General features: G+C 65.4%; 14 protein-coding genes. 6 read left to right on the top strand and 8 right to left on the bottom strand.

What is annotated here, in order from left to right:
* The first annotated feature begins 258 nt into the window (after window positions 1-258).
* Window positions 259-810, top strand: a complete 552-nt coding sequence (locus ACUXVX_RS06725; protein WP_446310909.1) for a TIGR00645 family protein — start codon at window positions 259-261, stop codon at window positions 808-810.
* Window positions 811-879: 69 nt separating this feature from the next.
* Here the strand turns inward: ACUXVX_RS06725 and ACUXVX_RS06730 are convergent, their stop codons facing one another.
* Window positions 880-2,301 (bottom strand): hypothetical protein, encoded by a 1,422-nt coding sequence (locus ACUXVX_RS06730; RefSeq protein WP_446310910.1) that lies wholly within the window; start codon window positions 2,299-2,301, stop codon window positions 880-882.
* Between the two features lie 260 nt (window positions 2,302-2,561).
* On the opposite strand from ACUXVX_RS06730, the gene hisC reads away from it, so the two are divergent.
* From hisC to ACUXVX_RS06745, 3 genes are read left to right on the top strand one after another with little or no spacing between them, the layout of a single operon-like run.
* Window positions 2,562-3,644, top strand: coding sequence for a histidinol-phosphate transaminase (gene hisC / locus ACUXVX_RS06735; protein WP_446310911.1), 1,083 nt, complete (start codon window positions 2,562-2,564; stop codon window positions 3,642-3,644).
* Entirely contained in the window at window positions 3,641-4,552 is a 912-nt protein-coding gene (locus ACUXVX_RS06740) for a prephenate/arogenate dehydrogenase family protein (protein WP_446310912.1), read from the top strand. Before hisC ends, ACUXVX_RS06740 begins: the two co-directional genes overlap by 4 nt.
* Window positions 4,549-5,466 carry an extensin-like domain-containing protein gene (locus tag ACUXVX_RS06745; protein WP_446310913.1) on the top strand — a complete coding sequence of 306 codons (918 nt, stop codon included), beginning with the start codon at window positions 4,549-4,551 and terminating at the stop codon, window positions 5,464-5,466. The genes ACUXVX_RS06740 and ACUXVX_RS06745 overlap by 4 nt, the downstream gene beginning before the upstream one ends.
* A 10-nt stretch (window positions 5,467-5,476) precedes the next feature.
* Here the strand turns inward: ACUXVX_RS06745 and ACUXVX_RS06750 are convergent, their stop codons facing one another.
* Entirely contained in the window at window positions 5,477-6,010 is a 534-nt protein-coding gene (locus ACUXVX_RS06750; protein WP_446311514.1) for an SH3 domain-containing protein, read from the bottom strand.
* 103 nt (window positions 6,011-6,113) lie between these two features.
* Between ACUXVX_RS06750 and ACUXVX_RS06755 the strand changes: the two genes are divergently transcribed.
* A complete protein-coding gene (locus ACUXVX_RS06755; RefSeq protein WP_446310914.1) occupies window positions 6,114-7,100 on the top strand; it encodes a 2-hydroxyacid dehydrogenase in 987 nt (328 codons plus the stop codon).
* A gap of 4 nt (window positions 7,101-7,104) precedes the next feature.
* On the opposite strand, the gene panB is transcribed toward ACUXVX_RS06755, so the two are convergent.
* Complete coding sequence (gene panB / locus ACUXVX_RS06760) at window positions 7,105-7,914, bottom strand: 3-methyl-2-oxobutanoate hydroxymethyltransferase (protein WP_446310915.1); 810 nt, start codon at window positions 7,912-7,914, stop codon at window positions 7,105-7,107.
* Window positions 7,911-8,762 carry a pantoate--beta-alanine ligase gene (gene panC / locus ACUXVX_RS06765; RefSeq protein ID WP_446310916.1) on the bottom strand — a complete coding sequence of 284 codons (852 nt, stop codon included), beginning with the start codon at window positions 8,760-8,762 and terminating at the stop codon, window positions 7,911-7,913. The genes panB and panC overlap by 4 nt, the downstream gene beginning before the upstream one ends.
* Window positions 8,763-8,925: 163 nt before the next feature.
* Between panC and ACUXVX_RS06770 the strand changes: the two genes are divergently transcribed.
* Window positions 8,926-11,430: a GcvT family protein gene (locus tag ACUXVX_RS06770; RefSeq protein ID WP_446310917.1), complete on the top strand. Its 2,505-nt coding sequence runs from the start codon at window positions 8,926-8,928 to the stop codon at window positions 11,428-11,430.
* Between the two features lie 71 nt (window positions 11,431-11,501).
* On the opposite strand, the gene ACUXVX_RS06775 is transcribed toward ACUXVX_RS06770, so the two are convergent.
* The 4 genes from ACUXVX_RS06775 to betB form a co-directional block, all read right to left on the bottom strand.
* Entirely contained in the window at window positions 11,502-15,926 is a 4,425-nt protein-coding gene (locus tag ACUXVX_RS06775) for a translocation/assembly module TamB domain-containing protein (protein ID WP_446310918.1), read from the bottom strand.
* A gap of 1 nt (window position 15,927) precedes the next feature.
* Window positions 15,928-17,730, bottom strand: coding sequence for an autotransporter assembly complex protein TamA (locus ACUXVX_RS06780; protein WP_446310919.1), 1,803 nt, complete (start codon window positions 17,728-17,730; stop codon window positions 15,928-15,930).
* Between the two features lie 140 nt (window positions 17,731-17,870).
* On the bottom strand, window positions 17,871-19,529 hold the full coding sequence (gene betA, locus ACUXVX_RS06785) for a choline dehydrogenase (protein WP_446310920.1): 1,659 nt from the start codon (window positions 19,527-19,529) through the stop codon (window positions 17,871-17,873).
* Window positions 19,529-20,986 (bottom strand): betaine-aldehyde dehydrogenase, encoded by a 1,458-nt coding sequence (gene betB, locus ACUXVX_RS06790; RefSeq protein WP_446310921.1) that lies wholly within the window; start codon window positions 20,984-20,986, stop codon window positions 19,529-19,531. Before betB ends, betA begins: the two co-directional genes overlap by 1 nt.
* Window positions 20,987-20,990: the final 4 nt, after the last annotated feature.

Here is a 20,990-nt window from a genome sequence, read left to right on the forward strand (position 1 = left end):
GCGCCGACCTGCGGGGTGGCGCTCGCAACGGTGATGTGTGGCACTTTATTGTGCCGTGGTAGCGCGACCTTCTTGGTCAGTCTCAACCTGGCCAAAGCGCCGCCCCGGGGGGCGGGTCGGCGCTGCACGGCGCCTGCGGCTTGATTCCGTGCGGGTGGCCAGCCCCCGCACGATGCGACTGCGACACCCCGCATCTTCCTCCCGCCCGCGCGCGCCGCTACAACCCTTCCGAATTCAAAGCCACGCGAGCCGCCGCCCATGCCCGAGCCGACCCAAGACGAAACCCAACCCATCGAACGCCGCTTCGAGGGCGCGCTTTTCGCCGCCCGCTGGCTGATGGCCCCGATGTATCTTGGCCTCGCCATCTGCCTCGCCATGCTCACCTTCATCTTCGCGCGGGAGCTCATCTATTACCTGCCCAAGGTGATGACGATGAGCGCCGACAAGTCGATCCTCGTGGTCCTCTCCCTGATCGACCTCAGCCTCGCCGGAAACCTCCTGCTGATCGTCCTCTTCTCCGGCTACGAAAACTTCGTCTCCAAGCTCGACATCGGCGACCCGGCAGACCGCCCGGCATGGATGGGCACCGTCGATTTCTCCGGCCTGAAGATGAAGCTGATCGGCTCCATCGTCGCCATCTCGGCCATCCATCTGCTGAAGCGCTTCATGGAGATCGGCAATGACGAGGCCGATGCGATCTACGGTGAGCACGAGCTGTTCTGGCTGGTGGTGATCCACCTCACCTTCGTCACCTCCGGCGTGCTCATGGCGCTGATGGATTATCTCACCGCCCGCTCGAAGAAGTCGTAAGTCGGGCTCGTCGCGGCTCGCCTTGCGCCACTTCGAGCGCCGGTCCACCCGCCGCCATCACGCCACGCCTCAAGCGAGGATCTGCACCCAGGTCCCCAACGCCAGCGCCGTCAGCGACACGAACCAGCCGTTCCATTTGAAGGCCACGGTCTGCGGGCTCACCCCGGCCAACCGCGAGATGATCATCACCGAGGCGGTGAAGGGCGAGGTCGGCGCGGTCAGCGTCCAGCCGCTGATGAGCGACATGACCAGCGAGATGGTCGATACCCCCAACTCCTCCGGCGTCGGCAAAAGCTGCGCAAAGAGCGAGACGAAGAGGATCGGGTTCAGCCCCAGCTGCCCGGCGAGCGGAATCAGCAGGATCGGCAGCACCAGAACCAGCCGCGCAGGCACGCCGCCAAGGTCGAAGCCCGAGCTGGCCAGCACCTCCGCCAAGAGCGCCCCTGCGGCCGTGCCGATAAAGCCCGCGGTGCTGAGCAGCACCAACTCGCTGCGGTAGGAGGGCAGGTCACCAAAGGCAAAATCCCGGCCCCGCGCTGCCAACTCCTTCAGCTTGCCGCCCCGCAAGGTCTCGATCAGCACCCATGCGATGGCGATCAGCGGCACCAGCCCCAGCACCGTGCGCGACGGCGGGATATGCCAGATCGCATCCACCGCCAGCGCAGGCACCGCCACCGCCGCCAAGAGCCACCCCAGCGGCCAGAGCGAGCGGGTATCATGCGCCGCCACTTCGTCGCGCTTCGGCACCACCGTCCCCGCCGGCAGGCTGCCCTTCAACCGCCGGTCCACCAGCCAGCCCACCGTCACGATGATCAAGGACGAGCCGATCCCGGTGAGCACCACCGTCCCCAGCTTCACGCCCGGCACCAGCGCTGTGGTGATCACCGTGGCAAAGGCCAGAGGCGACCAGCAGAGCGACGCCGAGAAGCCGCATTGCGCGCCCTGCAACATCCGCCTTGCCCGCAGCGTCCGGATCGCCGGGTCCGTCTCCCGCTCCGCCGAGCGCATCGCCATCGTGCCCAGCAGCGAGAGCGCGCCGTAGTTCAGCATCAGGGCAAACACCTGCGTGCCCGAGGCCAGCGCAAGGTAGCGCCGCCCCGGCGGCTGGTTGGCCAGAAAGGCTGCCGCCCGTGCGATCATCGGCGACCGGCCCGCCACATGCTGCAGGCTTGCGAGGGCGCAGAAGAAGGCGATGATGAAACTGCCGCGTTCCAGCGCGGGCCAGAGCAGCTCGCCCGGTGCATCCTCCATCAAGAGGCACCATGCGGTGAGGCCCAGCGAGATTGCGAGAAACACCAGCCGCGAGCCGCGCAGCCCGCGCGCCAGCAGGGCTATCGCGATCACGGCAAGCGCGGCGGCCATCGGCACCGTTCCCGCCTCTACGCCCAAGCCGTGGATGAAGTTCAGCGCGACCACCGCAAGCAGCAGCACGCCGGTGACAAGCGCCAGCATGGCCCAGCGGCGCGGCGGTTCAGTGGGGGCGGTCTTCATGGCGTGGGGTGTCGTCTCAATGCGGCCTGTCCTCCCGCGCGCCCACTCCTAGAGCCTGCGCGGCGAGGAGGGAAGAGGGGCGGCGCACTATGGGGTAACGGTTTGGCCTATAACGAGCTATGCATTTTTTGCATATGTATGGAATGTGCATCGGTTGTGCATCGGTTGTGCATGGCCGGACTCGCATGGTTAACGGCCTCAGCCCTTCCGATCTTGCATGTTTCCCCCGGATTGCTATGACGCTGCGACCGGAGGAAGTGATGTCTGCACCCATTCCCCAGCCCGGCATTTCAGAGATCGCCCTCTACCAGAGCGGCAAGAGCACCTTTCAAGGCGTTGAAAATCCTCTGAAATTGTCCGCCAACGAAAACCCGTTCGGCTGCTCGCCGCGCGTGGCCGAGGCTATTGCCGCCGAGCTTGGCACCCTGCACCGCTACCCCGGCACCGACCACCAGATGTTGCGGGATGCGATTGCCGAGGCGCATGATCTGCCCGCGGATCAATTGATCTGTGGGGTCGGCTCCGATGAAATCCTCCACCTCGTCGCTCAGGCCTATGCCGGGCCGGGAGATGAGGTCGTCTACACCGAGCACGGCTTTTCCGTGTACCCGATCGTCGCCCGCGCCGCCGGTGCCGAGCCTGTCGTGACCCCCGAGCGGGACCGCGTGGCCGACGTTGATGCCATCCTAAGCGCCTGCAACGAAAAGACAAAAATCGTCTACCTCGCCAACCCCAATAACCCCACCGGCACCATGATCGGCGGCAACGAGGTGGTGCGCCTGGCCGATGGCCTGCCCGAGGGCTGCCTGCTGGTCCTCGATGGCGCCTATGCCGAGTTCGTCGAGGGGTTCGACGGCGGGGCCTCGCTTGCCGCCTCCCGCGATAACGTCCTGATGACGCGGACCTTTTCCAAGATCTACGGCCTCGGCGGGCTGCGCGTCGGCTGGGGTTTCGGCTCCCGCGAGATCATCGACACGCTCACCCGCATCCGCGGCCCCTTCAACCTGAGCGCTATGCAGATCGCCGGGGCCGTGGCTGCCCTGCAAGATGCCGAATTTACAGAGAAATCCCGCACCCAGAACACCCGCAACCGCGCCCTTCTGGCCCGTGGTCTTGCGGCCCTCGGCATCCCGGCCGATCCCTCCCAAGCCAACTTCATCCTCGCCCGCTTCTCAAGCGCCGAGGAGGCGGATGCCGCCTTCAATCACCTTGGAAATCAGGGGCTTATCGTTCGTCAGGTCGGCGGCTACGGGCTGCCGGAGTGCCTGCGCATCACTGTAGGCACCGAAGACAACTGCCGCGCCGTCCTCGCCGCGCTCCAAACCTTCAAGGCCGCCCGATGATCTACAAACGCGTCGCCCTCATCGGCCTTGGCCTCATCGCCTCTTCCATGGCCCACGCCATCCGCAGGGGCGGTCTCGCAGGTGAGATCATCGGCACCGCCCGCTCCGCCGAAACCCGCGAAATCGCTCGCGAAATCGGCCTTTGTGATTGTGTGGTCGATACCGCCACCGAGGCTGTGCAGGGGGCCGACCTCGTCGTGCTCTGCGTGCCCGTCGGGGCGATGGGCGGCGTCGCAGAAGAGATCGCGCCGCACCTCGCCGAGGGCTGCACCATCACCGATGTCGGCTCGGTAAAGAAGGCGGTGATCGATGCGGTAGCCCCGCATCTGCCTGAAAACGTTCACTTCATCCCCGGCCACCCGCTCGCGGGCACCGAACATTCCGGTCCGCGCTCCGGCTTTGCCGAGCTTTTCGACAACCGCTGGAACATCCTCGTGCCCACGCCGGGCACGCCGCCGGAAGCGACTGAAAAGCTTCGCAAACTCTGGGAGGGCATGGGGGCCAACGTCGAGGAGATGGACCCCGAGCACCATGACCTTGTGCTCGCCGTTACCTCTCACTGCCCCCACCTCATCGCATACACGATGGTCGGCGTGGCCGACGATCTGCGCCGCGTGACCGACAGCGAGGTGATCAAGTATTCCGCCGCCGGTTTCCGCGATTTCACCCGCATCGCCGCCTCCGACCCGACGATGTGGCGCGATGTGTTCCTGAACAACAAGGAAGCCACGCTGGAGATTCTGGGTCGCTTCACCGAGGAGCTTTTTGCCCTCCAGCGCGCCATCCGCACCGGCGACGGCGAGCAGTTGTTCGATTACTTCACCCATACCCGCGCCATCCGTCGCGGCATCATCGAGGCCGGGCAGGATACCGATGCGCCGGATTTCGGGCGCGGGGCGAAGCGTTGATCCGGCTCGCCGCAGCCCTTGCCCTGCTGGCCGCTCCGGCCTTGGCAGAGGCCCCGGCGCAAAGCCTCATGCCGTTGCCGCGCCCCTCGGAAGCCACTGAAGAAGCAGCGCAAACCGTCGTTTCAACGCGCGGTGTCATGCCCGCAGGTCCGCTCCGCCCCAAGGCGCGCCCCGAGGCGGAGGCCAACGCCGAGCCCATTGCCGCAGCGCCCAAGCCCGCACGTCTGCGCCCGGCCACACGCCCCCCGGCGGAGACTGAGCAGCTGACGATCGTCCGCGTCATTCGCGGCCCGCTGGCCCATGCCCAGCTTCAGGCGCAGCCCCGCCCGCCGCACATTGACCGGCTCGTTAAGGAACAGGCAACGCTCAGTGAGGTAAAGTTCGGGCGTAAAGGCTCGGTCTGCGGGATCAACTCAATCAAGGGCCAGTCCGTCAGCAGCTTCGGGCGGCCGGGCAAGGGGTGCGGCATTGCCAACCCGGTGCAGGTCACCTCGGTGCAGGGCATTTCGCTCTCCAGCACCGCCACGATGGATTGCGGCACAGCCAAGGCGCTGGATCGCTGGGTTAAGAAAGGGCTGAAGCCCGCCATCGGCCGCAAAGGCGGCGGGGTCAAGCAGATCAAGGTCGTGGCGCATTATGCCTGCCGCAACCGTAACAACGCCAAGTCCGGGCGGCTGTCTGAGCACGCCAAGGGACGGGCGGTGGATATCGCGGGCGTCACCCTGCGTGACGGCACCTATGTATCTGTGCTCAAGGGCTGGGGCTCAAAGGCTTGGGCTGCGGCGCTAAAAGAGATGCACAAGGCCGCCTGTGGGCCGTTCGGCACGGTGCTCGGACCGAATGCAAACGCCTATCACCGAGACCATTTCCACTTCGATACCGCGCGGTATCGCTCGGGGTCATACTGCCGCTAAGGCAAAGCGATCACTCGAGAATTTCCTCCCGCTTCACGCCCCAGAGCGCAGCCTTCCGGACCCAGCCGCGCTCGCCTCCGGCAATGACCCAGCACCAGTCGAGGTTGCACTCGCTGACCCGCGCCACCACGCCCGCCTCGGCCCGTGCGTTCACCGGCGCCTCGTCATCTGGCTTCATCCGAAGCGCTACCATGTCTTCTTCAACAAGCGCTGTCCGCACGCCTGACAGCAGCGAGTAATGCACCCAGCCGCCCGCGCCTTCGCGGTCGCGCACCCGGCGCCAGTGGCCGTATTCAGCGGTAACTTCCAAGGGCATGTTCCGGCGGGTGAAAACCCAGTCGACCCGGTGGCTGAGGGATGGCCCGCGCCGCACGTTGCCCTCATCGGCCTTCAGCGAGACGAAGCGGGGCAGGGGCAGGTTGGTCACCGGCCCGCGCTCTTCCGCCGCATGTACGGCGCTGGCCAATACCGCGCCAGCCAAGCATCCGATAACGCTGTGAAAAATCGCCCGACTGCCTCGGGAAGCGCCTGCCAGCCGCCCCATGGGGTTCACCACTCGTTGCCTCATCCGGCGCTTGTATCCCGCGCCTTTTCTTGCGCACACTCTATCGCAAGGATGGTCCTTGAGAAGCGGGAGGATGAGAGCCATGGGCGCAGAGCGGCTGAGTGTTGTCGTAACGCGACGGTTGCCCGAGGTGGTCGAAACGCGGATGAGCGAACTCTTCGACGTGCGCCTGCGCGAGGGCGACGCGCCGATGACCCGCGAGGAGCTGGTGGCCGCCATGCAAGACACCGACGTGCTCGTGCCAACCATCACTGACACCATCGACGGCGGTCTCATTGGCCAGGCGGGCGACAGGCTGAAGCTGATCGCCAACTACGGCGCGGGCTTCGACCATATCGATGTGGCCACCGCCCGCCAGCGCGGTATTCTCGTCAGCAACACGCCCGGCGTGGTGACCGATGACACTGCCGATATGACGATGGCGCTGATCATTGGAGTCACACGAAAAATTCCGCAGGGCGCCGCTGTGATGACGGCCGGAAAATGGGAGGGCTGGTCGCCCACCGGCTACCTCGGCGGGCGCATCGCCGGGCGGCGGCTGGGCATCCTCGGCATGGGCCGGATCGGGCAGGCCGTGGCCCGCCGGGCCACAGCTTTCGGCATGCAGGTGCATTACCATAACCGTCGCAGGCTGCGCCCTGAGGTGGAGGACGAGTTGCAGGCGACCTATTGGGAGAGCCTCGACCAGATGCTCACCCGGATGGATGTGATCTCGGTCAATTGCCCGCACACGCCATCGACGTTTCACCTGCTCTCGGCCCGCCGACTGAAGCTGCTGAAGCCCTCCGCGGTGATCGTGAACACCTCCCGCGGTGAGGTGATCGACGAGAATGCTCTGACCCGGATGCTGCGAGCCGGAGAGATCGCGGGGGCGGGCCTCGACGTGTTCGACAAGACCCAGAAGCTCAACCCACGCCTTTACGAGCTGCCCAATGTGCTGCTGACCCCGCACATGGGCTCCGCCACCGAGGAGGGGCGCGTGGAGATGGGGGAGAAGGTGCTCATCAACATCAAGACTTTCGCCGATGGTCACCGACCGCCCGATCAGGTCGTACCGGCGATGCTCTGAGACTTTAGCGGTAGATGTGATCTTCGCCGGGGAAGGCGCGGGACTTCACCTCTTCGGCATACTCTCCCACGGCCTTCTCGATGGCCTCGTGCAAGGCGCCGTATTTCTTCACGAATTTCGGCACCCAAGGGTTCAGGCCCAGCATGTCTTCGAGCACGAGGATTTGCCCGTCGCACTCCGCCGAAGCGCCGATGCCGATGGTTGGGATCTCAACCGCCTGCGTGATCTCCCGCGCCAGCGGCTCCACCACGCCTTCGACCACCAGCGCAAAAGCCCCGGCCTCTGACACAGCCTTGGCATCCTCGATATGCAGCGGCCATGTGTCTTCATCGCGACCTTGGGTCTTGAACCCGCCCATCACATGCGAGCTTTGCGGGGTCAGGCCGATATGGGCCATCACCGGGATGCCGCGCTCGGTCAAGAACCGAATCGTCTCGGCCATGCGCTTGCCGCCCTCCAGCTTCACCGCGCCGCAGCCGGTTTCCTTCATGATCCGGGCGGCATTGCGGAAGGCCACCGAAGGGCTCTCCTCGTAGCTGCCAAACGGCATATCCACCACTACCAGCGCCCGCTTGGTGCCTCGCACCACGGCGCGCCCATGCATGATCATCAGGTCGAGCGGCACGCCCACCGTGCTCTCCATTCCATGCATCACCATGCCAAGGCTGTCGCCCACGAGGATGAAGTCCGCATGGTTGTCGACAATGGCCGCTGTATGGGCGTGGTAGCTGGTGAGCGACACGATCGGCTCACCCCCCTTACGGGCGGCGATTTGCGGAACGGTCATGCGGCGGATCGGGGCCTGGGTGCTCATGGGCGTGCTCCTTGGGGCGTAATTTCTCTCTGGTCGATCAACAGGATGCCGCCGAATTCGGCGGAGATCATCACGGCGATCGGGCCTGTCGGCTGTCCGGTAACGGGCGCGAGGCTGCGGGCTTCGGTGATGTCGAGCCCGCGCAGGTCGGCGCGGGGTTCGGTGGCAATGACCTTCCGGATCGCCTCGGCCATATCCTCGACCGTTCCACCCCCAGCCTCAGCGGCATCCAGCGCCCGGCTCAGCACAACGGCGGCGGCGCGATCTGCGGGCGTGAGGCGTGCGTTGCGGGACGACATCGCAAGCCCGTCCGGCTCGCGCACGGTCGGCACGGCGACGATCTCCAAAGAAAAGTGCAAGTCGCGCACCATCGTCCGGATGATCTGGAGTTGCTGATAATCCTTCTCGCCAAAACAGGCGAAATCGGGTTGAACGATGTTGAAGAGCTTGGCGACCACGGTGCAGACGCCCTTGAAATGCCCGGGCCGCACCGCGCCGTGCAGCATGCCTGCGAGCCGCTCCGTCTCCACGATGGTCTCTGCGCCTTCAGGGTAGATGTCGGCCACCTGTGGCATCAACACCGCCTGCACACCGGCCTCGCGCAGCATCTCCAGATCGCGCTCGGTGTTGCGTGGATAGGTCTCAAGGTCTTTCGGGTCGCCGAACTGGGTGGGGTTCACGAAGATCGAAACCACAACCGCCTCGGCCCGCGCCTGTGCCTCTTCGACAAGCCGCATATGGCCCGCGTGCAGGTATCCCATGGTCGGCACGAGGCCCACCTTGCTCCCCCCTGCGCGCAAGCCCCTGACAACCCGGCGCAGGTCCGGAATGGTGGTGCACACGTCCATGCGGGGCTGGGTAGAGGATGCGGGGGCAAAAGGCAAAAGCACAAAGGTCGCAAGGGGCGGCGAATGTCGCTTTTGGCTGCAAGGTGTCGAAACCCCGTGGCACGGCGCGCGGGATTTGGTGACAGTGGCGCCAAGCAACCTGAGCCCGGAGCGCGTGCCCTCAATGAAGACCCATGTGAAAGCCCTAGTCGTCGGTGGTGGCGCCGTCGGAACCTCCATCGCCTATCACCTTGCCAAGGCGGGCTGGGACGATGTCATGCTCATCGAGCGGGATGAGCTGACCTCGGGTTCAACCTGGCATGCGGCCGGGCTCTTGCCGCTGTTCAACATGTCCTATGCCACCACCCACATCCACCAGTACTCGGTCGATTTTTACAAGACGCTGGAAGAAGAGACCGGGCTGAATGCGGGGTTCGCCGTGGTCGGCAACCTGCGGATGGCGCAGACGCAGGAGCGCATGGACGAGTACATGCTCTATGCCTCGACGGCCGAGACCTGCGGCGTGAAGTACGAGTGGCTGACGCCCGAGCAGATCAAGGAACGCTGGCCGCTAATCGAGACCGGCGACCTGAAAGGCGCGATCTACCACACCGAAGATGGCTACATTAACCCTGCCGATGTGACCCAGGCCATGGCCAAGGGCGCCCGTCAACGCGGCGTCGAGATCGTCCGCAAGATCCAGGCCGATGCCTTCGACTGGACCGGCACCCACTGGGAGGTCACCTGCACCAAGATGGTGGAAAAGGGCGGCAACCTTGTCGAGAGCGACGAGAAGGTGGTCATCACCGCCGAGCATGTGGTGACCGCCTCGGGCAACCACGCGCAACGCACCGCGAAGATGCTGGGCATCAAGATGCCCGCCATTCCGGTCGAGCACACGTTCATCGTGATGGACAAGGACCCGGAACTGGTCAAATGGCGCGAGGCGGGCAACCCCGAGCACCCAGTTGTGCGGGATGCCGACAATGAGTCCTACGCCCGCGAGGAGCGTGGCGGCTGGATTCTCGGGATCTACGAACATGGCGCACCTGCGCGGTTTGAATATGGCGTGCCCAACAGCTTCCGCGCCGATCTGTTCCCCCTCGATCTCGACCGGATCGCCGACCAATACATGGCCATGGCAGAGCGCGTGCCCTCCTGCGCCGAGTCCGGCTTGAAAGACGATTTCAACGGCCCGATCTGCTACACGCCTGATGGCAACCCGCTGGTCGGCCCCGCGCCGGGGCTGCGCAACATATGGCTGGCCGAGGGCTTTTCTTTCGGCATCACCGCGGCGGGCGGCACCGGCTACTACCTTGCCCAGATGATGGTGGAGGGCGAGGCCGAGATCGACATGGCGAGCCTCGATCCCAAGCGCTACGGCAATTGGATGACCACCGAGTATGCGGCGCGCAAGAACGAGGAATGCTACGAGCACGTCTACATCCTCCATCACCCGGACGAAGAGCGCGAAGCCTGCCGCCCGCTGCGCACCGCCCCGGCCTACGACAGGCAGAAGGCGGCTGGGGCACAATTCGGCTGCGTCAACGGCTTCGAGCGGCCCAACTACTTTGGCCCGCTGGACGCGCCGGACAGCTTCGATCAGGATGCACGGTCTTTCCGCCGTGGCGGTTGGTGGGAGTATGCCAAGGGTGAGGCCGAGGCGATCCGCAAGTGCGTGGGCCTGATCGACGCTACCGCCTTCACCAAGCACCTGCTGCGCGGGCCGGGCGCGACTGCCTTCCTCGACCACTTCACCTGCAACAAGCTGCCCAAGGTGGGCCGGATCAACCTGACCTATGCGCTCACCAGCGCCGGCACCACCCGGACCGAATACACCATCGTCCGGCTTGCCGAGAACGAGTATTATCTGGTCTCCGCAGGCGCATGGACGGCCTATGACGCTGACTTCCTGATGAAATCGGCGGAGGATTTCATGGCTGCGGGCGGCGGGTATGTCGATATCCACGATGTCACCACCCAGTGGGGCGTCTTTGCCATCGCTGGGCCTAAGAGCCGCGATGTGCTGAACGAGCTGGTGAAAGATGGCGATCCGTCCACGGTGCTCTCCAACAAGCGCTTCCCGTGGTTGTCGATGCGTAACATTGAGTTGGGCATGTGTCCTGTTCGTGCGATCCGCGTGGCCTATACCGGCGAGCTGGGCTGGGAACTGCATCATCCGATCGAGATGCAGACCTACCTCTACGATCAGCTCATGGCGGCAGGCGAGAAGCACGGAATGAAGCTTGTTGGTGCACGGGCGCAAAACTGGTTGCGGCAGGAAAAGAGCTACCGCGCCTTCGGCACCGAGCTTGGCCGCGATGCCACGCCGCTGGAGGCCGGGCTCGACCGCTTCGTGGACCTCACCAAGGACTTCCACGGCAAGGCGGCGATGGAGGCCAAGGGCATTCGCTCGATGTGCGTGACTGTGCTCGTGGACGGCCCGGATGATGCCGACCCGTGGGGCCGCGAGGCGCTCTATGACGGTGACACGAAGGTGGGCCGTCTCACCTCGGGCGGCTACTCGGTCGCCTTCGGCAAGAGCATCGGCATGGGCTATGTCTCACCCGATCTCGCCAAGCCGGGTACCAAGCTGAAGGTGAAGATGCAGGACAAGCTGTGGGATGTCGAAGTGACCGAAGACAGCCCCTACGACCCGACCAACGCGGTGATCCGGATCGACGGGTAACGCACTGGCATCTGTGAAGTTGCACCCACCCTTCGGTCAGGCCGTAGGGTGGGCGCCAATCGGTCCGCCGTTCAATAATCTCGCTCGAAGAAAATCCCGATCCCGGAGTTGCCGTCCGACGAAGTGGAGCCCTTGACGTTCACGTTGGGGCCGATCTGCAGGTTCAGGTTCAGCTCCGTTGTGCCGTCGCTCTCCACCACCACATCCGAGTAGACGTTGTCGCTGATGTACTTGCCCGCGCGGACGGCGGTGTTGCCCTCCTCGCTCTGGCTCACGTCAAGGTCGTCCAGCCCGAATTGATCTCGCAGCCGCCCCATGATGCCATCGCCCCCACGCCCGGCCAGCGTGGCGACGGCGCTCGCCAACTCGAGTGCCTGAAGCGGCGAAAGAGTGGTGAGGTCGCGCCCAAAGATCAGCTGCGCGAGGATCTCATCCTGCGGCAGGTCGGGCGCGGCGGTGAAGGTGATCTGCGGATCGGAGGGCGAGCCTTCGAGGATGACCGAAATCGTGTAGCCGTTCTTCTCGGTGGTCGCCACGAGGCGCAGGTTGGCGTCGAAGCTGCCGGTGAGGCGTGCGGCGCCTTCGGTGAGTTGGAACCGCTGGCTCAAAATGTCGAGTCGGCCGCGCACAAGTTCGAATGCGCCGATGGGCACAATGTTGCTCGTGGTACCGGTGATCCGCAGCGATCCGCCGAGCTCGGCATCCAGGCCGCGGCCCCGGACAAACACCTGATTGGGCGCGGCGAGGGTGATATCCAAAGCGAGCCCGCCGCCGCCGGAGCCGTTGCCGCCTTCGTTCAGCCCCGCACGATCCTGCGTGTTGCGCACGGCCGGGGAGGCCCCGACGTGGGTGATGTCGGGAATGTCATGGATGCCGGTCATGCCGCTGGACGGAATGCGGATTTCGGTGCGGCCAAGCTCCAGCCTCCCGGTGATGCCTGCGCCGCCCGAGAGCGGCCCGGCGAGGGTGATCGCGCCGCTGACGGAGGTATCATAGAGTTGGGGATCACGGAGAGCGAAATTGCGGAAGGTGACTGTGAGATCAGCGCTTTGCGGCGCGGAGAGGCCGATGGTGCCCAGCACCGCCACGCCGCCGCCTTGGCCGCCGGTTGCGGCGACCTCCACCCGTGCTGAACCGCCGGAGAGGATGACGTTGGCGTTGATGCCTTCCAACGACACCCCGAGTTCGGGTGCCACGGCCCGGGCACCCGAGGCGCGGATGCTGCCTGTGAGGCTCTCCAGCGCGAGCGGGCCATCGAGCCGCAGGTCGATGGTGGCCGGTCCGTTCAGGCGCTGCGGGGCGATGAAGGCGTTGGCGAGGCCGAGCGGCGCCTGCCCGGTGATCGCGAGGTTGCCCTGATTGCCGGTGATCGTGCCGTTCACCTGAGCCGTGGTGCCGCCCGGCCCGGTAGCGGAAATATCAAGCCCGGTGGTGCCGCCTTCGCTGGTGATGGTGCCGCTTGCCGTTGCCGGGCCCGCAAAGTCCGGCGCGAGGAGGCCGAGGTTGGCAAGGCGCGCATCCAGTGTGATCCGGCTGGGCGTGCCACTTGCCGTCACATCAAGGTTGGGGCCGTCGAAGCGGCCGTTCTCAATGGTGATCTCGCTTTCAGCATTGGCGCGGCTGATCTGGGCTCCATAGCTCGAGTTGCCCGTGGTGAGCTTGTCGACCGTGGCGTTGCCGATGCCGAGGCCCTGCGCGGTGCCATCGAGCGCAAGGTCGAGCGCACCGGTCGCCGGGCCGAAGAGCCCGGTCGCCGTGGCTTGGGTTGCCCCGGTGAGGGGAAGGCCCGCGAGTGAGGAGAAACGCGAAAGTGCAGGCGCGTTGATGGTGAGATCATAGGTGATCGGTGCCTTGCCGAGCGGGTCGGAAAGCGTGGTGCGTCCGGTCACCTCGGTTTCATCAAGCGCCACGATCAGGTTGGTCAGTGTGAGACTATCGCCCGTCGCGTAGGTCACATCGGCCCCGAGCCTGCCCGCGCCGCCAAGCACCGGGTCGAGGCGCGCGTTGCCGATGCCGAGCCCCTGCGTGGTGCCATCGACCCGGACTTGGGCGCTGCCCGCGTCTGGCTGGTAGGTGCCCTTGGCGGTCACATTTGCCGCGCCTGTCAACGGGATCCCCGCCAGCCCGGCAAAGCGGGTGAGAGCGGGCGTGGTGAGCGAAGTATCAAAGCTGATCGGGCCTTGGCCAACGGGTGCAGCAAGGGTCGCATTGCCGATGAGCGTTGTATCGGCAGAGGTGAAGCGGATGTCGGTCAGCTCGAGTGGCCCGTTTGCGGTAAAGTCGAAGGTGGTCTCGAGCTGCGCCGCCTCGCCAATGGCGCGGGCCATATCGGTATCGGCCGCCGTTATGCCTTCGCCGGAAAGCACCAGTTGCCCGTCGGCGCGGGCCAGCCCGCCAGCCTCTGTTTGCGCCAAGGTCCCCGACCCTTGGAGGGTAAATGCCTCGGCGCCGTAGCCCTCTGTAGAGAAATCGCGGAAAACCGTGTTCAGCCGCCAGCGGCCCTCTTCGGCGCCGTAGCCTAGGTCGAGCGTGCCGCCGGAGAGTTGCAGGCCGCCACCAACAGGCAAAAGAACAGTTCCGCTGTCATCCGAGAGCTGCGCCGCGATGGAGGCGGTTTGCAGCTCGGTCCCGATGAGTGCGACCCGCCCGCTCAAGCGTGCCGCGCCACTAGCCTGCTCTTCGGGGAAAAGCGGCGCGAGGCTGGGCAGGTCGGCGGTGAAATTGAGGGCGGAGGCATTGGTGGCCACAGTCCCATCAGCCGTGATCGCCGCCACTTCCGTACGCGCCTCGGCGCGGCGCAGGTTGATGCCCTCTTCATTGCGCAGCACGCTGACGTTGATGCGGCCATCGCCGGCCAGCAGGTTGTCGACAGTATCTTGGCCAATGGCGAGGTCGGTCGTGGTGCCTTCCAGTCCGAGGTCGAAGGCGCCGGACAGCAGGGCCACGGTGCCCTTGATCCCGAGCGCAGCAGCGCCTTGCAGATCGACCCCGGCGAGCGGGCCGAAGCGGGTGAGATCTTCTGCGGCAAGGCGCAGGTCGAGACCGGTCAGCAGGTTCGTGTCGACGCCATCGAGGGTGGCTTCACCGGTGAGGCCAAAGTCTGCCCCTGCGATGTTCAGGCCCGAGAGCCGGAGCGGCTGGCCCTCGTCGTAGGCGAGCGTGAGCTGCCCGCTGATGGCCTCGCCCATTGCACGGGCCAGTGCCTCGTCTTCGGGCGTGAGGCCGCGCGCTTCGAGGGTAACATTGGCCGCAACCGCGCCGATCTCTTCGGCCTCACCGGAGGTGATGTTGCCCTGCGCGCCCAAGGTAATGGCCTCGGCGACAAAGCCGGTGGTGCGCAGACCCGCCGCCTCGGCGGTGGCGGTAAACCCACGGCCATTGGCTTCATCGTAGTCCAGTTCGAGCGTGGCGCGGGAGACGGAGGTATCGCCGCCGCCGAACGGCAGCACGACGGGCGCGCCCGCCGGGTCCGCCAAGGCGAGGGCAAGGTCCATCCGGCGGGGCCAGCCTGTGGCGCTGAAGAGAAAATCACCTTCAACCGTCGCCGTCCGCGCGCCGAGCGACAGGCCGGAGAGCGAAAGCTCGCCCTCGGCGTCGCGCGCTACGGTGGCGGCGAGGCTGATGTCTTGCCCGAAGAAATCACGCAGGTCGGGGGCGAAGAGGGGGGTCACGTCGCCCGACAGATCGACGGAGACTGTAAAGGGCGCGTCCGCTTCCTCACTGGCCGAGAGTGCGATGGTGCCGCCGAGCCGCTCCTCCTCATCGGAGGCCACTGCAAGTCGGAGGATGAGGTCGCTCACCGGGCCTTCGCCCTGCAGCGTCACGTCGAGGGCGGGTGCGCCGGGTATGTTGAGTTTGCCCGCGGCAATGCCCGCCGGGCCTTCGCGCATGGAAAGGTTCACGGCGGCTTCTTCTGTTGCCGGGTCGTAGCGTGCGATGAGGGTGATGTCGCCCTCCTTCCCATCCAGCCGGTCAAGCTGAAGGTCCACGTCGACCCCGCCACCGTCCAGATGCGCGTCACCCGCGAGCCGCATCACCGCATCTTGTCCCAGAAGCGCCGCGCCGATCTCGGCCCTGTCCACCGCCAACTTGGCGATATCGACAGAGACCGGGAGGTCGGGGATAGCGAAGGGCGTGGCCTCCGGGGAAGGCGTGCCTTCAGTGATCGGGCCACGGGGCATGACGATGCGCTCGGCGGAGAATTCCGAGACTTCGAGTCGTCCGCGCAGCAGGGCCGCACGGTTCCAGTCCAGCACCACGCCTTCGACGGTGAGCCAGGTGCCCTCGCCATCAGCGATGGTGATGCGATCGATTGTGGCGCGGGACGAAAGGGCGCCCTGAAATCCGTAGATCACAACGGCGCGGCCCGCGTCTGAGAGAACGTCTTGCAGAAGGTTCGTCAGGTAGCCTTTGTCGGCTTCTTCCGAGGCGGTTTCCTGCGCAAGGGCCGCGAAGGGGGCGAGGAGCAGGAGGAGGATGAGGGCGAAGCGGCGCATATCAGAATGCCTGCCCGATGCCGATGTAGAGCTCGACGCCACCGCCGGTGTCGCCGCCGACGGGTGTGGCCACGTCAAGACGGATCGGGCCAAGGCCGGTTTGATAGCGAATGCCGAGGCCCGCGCCCGCATGGCTCTCGCCCTCCTGACCGGGCCAGCTTTCGGCGCTGACGAGGCCGAAGTCGTAGAAGCCGACAACCTGGATCTTCTCGCTCACCTGCCCGCGCAGCTCGACCGAGGCCCCAAGGAAACTGCGACCGCCGATTTCTTCGCCGCCCGGCAGCGTTACTCCGAGCGATTGGTAAGGCTGCCCGCGCACGGTGCCGCCGCCGCCAGAGTAGAAGAGGAAATCGGGAACGGTTTCCGTCACATCGGTGCCGACTACCGAGCCAAGCTGGAGCCGCCCGGCCAACGTGATGTTTTCGCTCGCGCCGAAGCTGCGGTATCCACGCGCGTCGGCATAGATGCGGGCTCCGTTGCCAGAGCCGGAGATGCCAACGAACGGCGTGAAATCGACGTTCAGGAAATAGCCGTTCTTCGCGTCCAGCTCATTGTCGCGCCGATCGAGTGTGCCGCTGAAGGGGAGTGTCAGGAGGGTGAAATCACGGATGCCGATATCGTCTTCGGTGTGCGAATAGAGCAGACCGAGCCCGGCCTGAAACTCGTATTCTTCGTTTACAATCCGGGTCACGCCGCCTTCGATCTCGAAGCTTTGTGAGAGGTAGAGCGGCTCGTCCTCGTGCTCGATCGCAGCGCGGATGTAAAGATCGGTATCGGCGTTGAAGGTGCCGGGGCGTCCGTAAAGGACGCTGAGGCTGTAATCGACGCCATTCTCGTCGCCGAGACCGATGTTTTTGATCTCGCCGTCAAAGCGCAGCCGCTCGGCGCCGCCAAAGAGGTTGCGGTGGAGCCAAAAGGCCGAAAGCGTGGCGCCCTCAAGCGTGGTCAGTTCGGCCCCCACGCCGAGCCGCCGCCGCTGTGCTTCAACCAGTTCGGCATTGATATCCAGCGTGCCGTCCGGGTTGGCCACCAGCTTCTCGCTCAGGGTCACCGAGCGAAATGCCCCGGTGCGTTGGAGCCGGGTCGAGGCCTTGTCGACTTCATCGGGGTGGAAGGTTTCGCCAGTGGGCAGGCCTGCGATTTCGATGATCCGGTCGCTGCGTACACGGGCATTTCCGGTGGGGATGAGCCTGCCGAAGCGCAGCTTGCGACCCGGGTTCAAGCCGACCGAAACATCGAGCCTGCGCGCCGGATGGCTTGCAGTGATCCGCTGGCTGGTGGCCTCAGTCTTGGCGAAGCCCAGTTCGCGCCAGCGGTCGACCGCGGCTGTGCCAGCCTCCTCGATTACAGGCACCTTGGCGGGTTCGCCTGAGCGAAAGCCCGGCGGCAGTTCGGTGCGGGGCGCAAGCGGTGCGATCTCGGCGCGGCCAAAGCGGAAAAGCGGGCCGGGGTCGACCAGCACGTTGATCCGGCCAACCTGTGCCGGCACCGCGAAGGGCGACATTTCGGAGGCTTCGCGGCCATCGAGCCGGATCGAGACGACCGGGCCGTAGTATCCCTCGCCATAAAGCGCCGCGACGATGCGGCGATAATCCGCCTGTGCAGCGGCAACGAGGCCCTGAGGGTCTGTCTCGCCTTCAACAAGCAGTGATCGGGTGGAGAGAACGGCGATGATCTCTTCGCGAAGATCGTCGTTGCCACCTTTGACGGACAGGCCGATCTTGGTTTGCGCGGCGCCGGGTAGGCTGCTGAAAAGAAGGGCAAAAGCGCTTGCGAACAGGCAAATAGACTGACGAATTTTCACGGTGTTGCTGCGCTCCCTCGACTTCGCCGAACCATAGGCAAAAGCCGCGTCGCTGCAACCAAACTCATCGCGATTTGATGCCTGTCCCGCAGATTGCGCCCCACCTCGGATGACAACGGCCCGCCGCCGCCGACGGTTCCCTACCTCTGGGCGGTTTCCCAAGCGGGGTGCATCCAAGGCTGGACGTTCTGCGGGGGCAGCGGCGTGCGCCCGAGGATATGGTCGGCGGCCTTCTCGCCGACCATGATCGAGGGCGCATTGAGGTTGCCGTTGGTGATGCGCGGAAAGATCGAGCTGTCGGCCAGCCGCAGCCCCTCCACGCCGATCACCCGGCATTCCGGGTCGACCACCGATCGCGGGTCGTCCACCCGGCCCATCCGCGCGGTGCCGCAGGGGTGATAGGCGCTCTCGGCGTGCTCGCGGATCACCTCGTCGAGCGCCTCGTCGCTCTGCGCTGCATCGCCCGGCTGGATCTCGTGCTTCACGAAGGGCTTGAACGCCTCCTGACGGAACAGCTCGCGGGTGAGGCGGATGCAGCGGCGGAAATCGACCCAATCTTGCTCTTCGCTCATGTAATTGAAGAATATCCGGGGCGCGTCTGCCGGGTTTGCGGACTTCAGGGTGATCTCGCCGCGTGAAGGGGAGCGCATTGGGCCCACATGGGCCTGAAACCCGTGGCCCTCGGGGCTGGCTTGGCCGTCGTAGCGAACGGCGATGGGGAGGAAGTGAAACTGGATATCGGGATAGTCCACCCCGGCGTCCGAACGGATGAACCCTGCGCTCTCGAACTGGTTGCTCGCGCCTGGACCGCTGCGGGTAAAGAGCCAGCGCGCGCCGACATAGGCTTTGCCGAGCAGGTTCCAGTAGCGATAGAGGCTGACCGGCTGGGCCGAGGCATATTGCACGTAGAGCTCGAGATGATCCTGAAGGTTCTGGCCCACGCCCGCACGGTCGGCCACCACCTCGATCCCGTGCTCGGCCAGATGCGCTGCCGGTCCGATGCCGGAGAGCATCAGCAGCTTGGGCGAGTTGATCGAGCTGGCTGCCAGAATGACCTCCGCCTCCGCACGGATCACCTCGACTTTGCCACCGCGCTCCACCTCGACACCTACGGCGCGGCTATTCTCGATGACCACACGCCGGGCGAAGGCCCGCACAAGCTCGCAGTTCGGCCCCCTGAGCGCGGGCTTGAGATAGGCCTTGGCCGCCGACCAGCGCTCGCCGCGCCAGACGGTCATGTCATATGGGCCGAAGCCCTCCTGCTGTTCGCCGTTGTAGTCGCCAGTGCGCGGATAGCCTGCTTGCACGCCCGCCTCGACAAAGGCCTGCACCAGCGGGTTCATCCGCGCGCCGCGGGTCACGTGCAACGGTCCATCGATCCCGCGCCATGCCGGGTCGCCGCCGTGGCCGCCATCATGCCAGTGCTCCATGCGCTTGAAGTAGGGCAGCACATCAGCATAGCCCCAGCCCTCGGCGCCTTCATCGCGCCAGTGGTCGAAGTCGCGGGCATGGCCGCGGACGTAGATCATGCCGTTGATGGAGGAGGAGCCGCCGATCACCTTGCCGCGCGGCGTTGCCATCCGGCGCCCGCCCAAGTGGGGCTCTGGCTCGGACTGAAAGCCCCAGTCGTAGCGCGACATGTTCATCGGGTAGCTGAGCGCGCCGGGCATGTTGATGAACGGCCCCCAGTCGGAGCCGCCGTGCTCGATTACCAGCACTTTACGGCCAGCCTCCGAGAGCCGTGCCGCCATGGCGCAGCCCGCGCTGCCTGCGCCGACAATGACGTATTCGGCCTGCATCAGAACGCGGCCTCGACATCGCCCATGCGGACGTAGACGGATTTTAGCTGGCTGTAGTGCTCGATCGCCGCCTTGGAGTTCTCCCGCCCGACGCCGGAGGCCTTGACGCCGCCGAAGGGCGCCTCCACCGGGGCATCGTTGTAGGAGTTGATGAAGCAGCTTCCGGCCTTCAGCTGCCCAATGACCCGGTGGGCGCGGCTGATGTCGCGGGTGAAGACACCGGCAGAGAGGCCGAAGGCCGTGTCGTTTGCGCGGGTGATCACCTCGGCCTCGTTCTTGAAGTCCAGCACGGCCATGACGGGGCCAAAGATCTCCTCTCGCGCGATGGTCATCTCGTCTTTCACATCGGCAAAGACGGTAGGGGCGAGGAAGAAACCGTCGCGGTCCAGCCGTTTGCCGCCTGCAACGAGCCGCGCGCCCTCTGCCACACCCTTCTCGATGTAGCCTTCCACGATTTCCATCTGCCGGGCGCTGACCATCGGGCCGAAGTTGGTGACCTCGTCCATCGGGTCGCCAATGACCGCGTCTTTCAGCCGTTCGGCGAGACGGGCGAGGAAGGCGCCTTTGATGCCGCGCTGTACAAAGACTCGCGTGCCGTTGGAGCAGACCTGACCGGAGGAATAGAAGTTGCCGTTGATCGCGCCGCTGACCGCATTGTCGAGATCGGCGTCGTCGAAGACGATGAGGGGGGATTTGCCGCCCAGTTCCATCGTAACGTGCTTCATCTCGCCTGCTGCCGCGGCATAGACCTTGCGGCCGGTGGGCACGGAGCCGGTGAGCGAGACCTTGGCGACGCGCGGGTCCGTCACGAGCCGTGAACCCACTTCGCCCATGCCCTGAACAACGTTGAAAAGGCCCGGAGGTGCGCCGGCCTCGGTGAGGATCTCGGCAACCTTGAGGGCGCAGAGCGGCGTCGTTTCAGACGATTTGAACACCATCGCGTTGCCGCAAGCGAGCGCGGGTGCGCTCTTCCAGCAGGCGATCTGGGTGGGGTAATTCCATGCGCCGATGCCGACGCAAACGCCGAGCGGCTCGCGGATGGTATAAACCCAGTCCTCGCCCAACTGGATGTGCTCGCCCGTCAGGCTTCCGGCGATGCCACCGAAGTACTCCAGAGCATCGGCGCCCGAGGTCGCGTCGGCCACGAGAGTTTCCTGCAGGGGTTTGCCTGTGTCGTAGGTTTCCAGTTCGGACAGTTCACGGTTGCGTTCGCGCATGAGCCGCGCTGCATCGGTCAGAATGCGGCCCCGCTCGCGGCCCGTCATCGCGGCCCAGACCTTCTGCGCCTTGCCTGCCGCCTCCAGCGCGGCGTCGATGACGGCGGGCGTGGCGGCGTGGACCTTAGCAATCACCTCACCGGTGGCGGGGTATATCACCTTGATCACCTCGCCCTTCTTGTCTTCGAGATAGGCGCCGTTCACGTAGTGGCTGGCTTTGGGCTGTGTTTCGTAAGTCATTGAT

This window comes from Vannielia sp. SX4, from assembly GCF_052828525.1.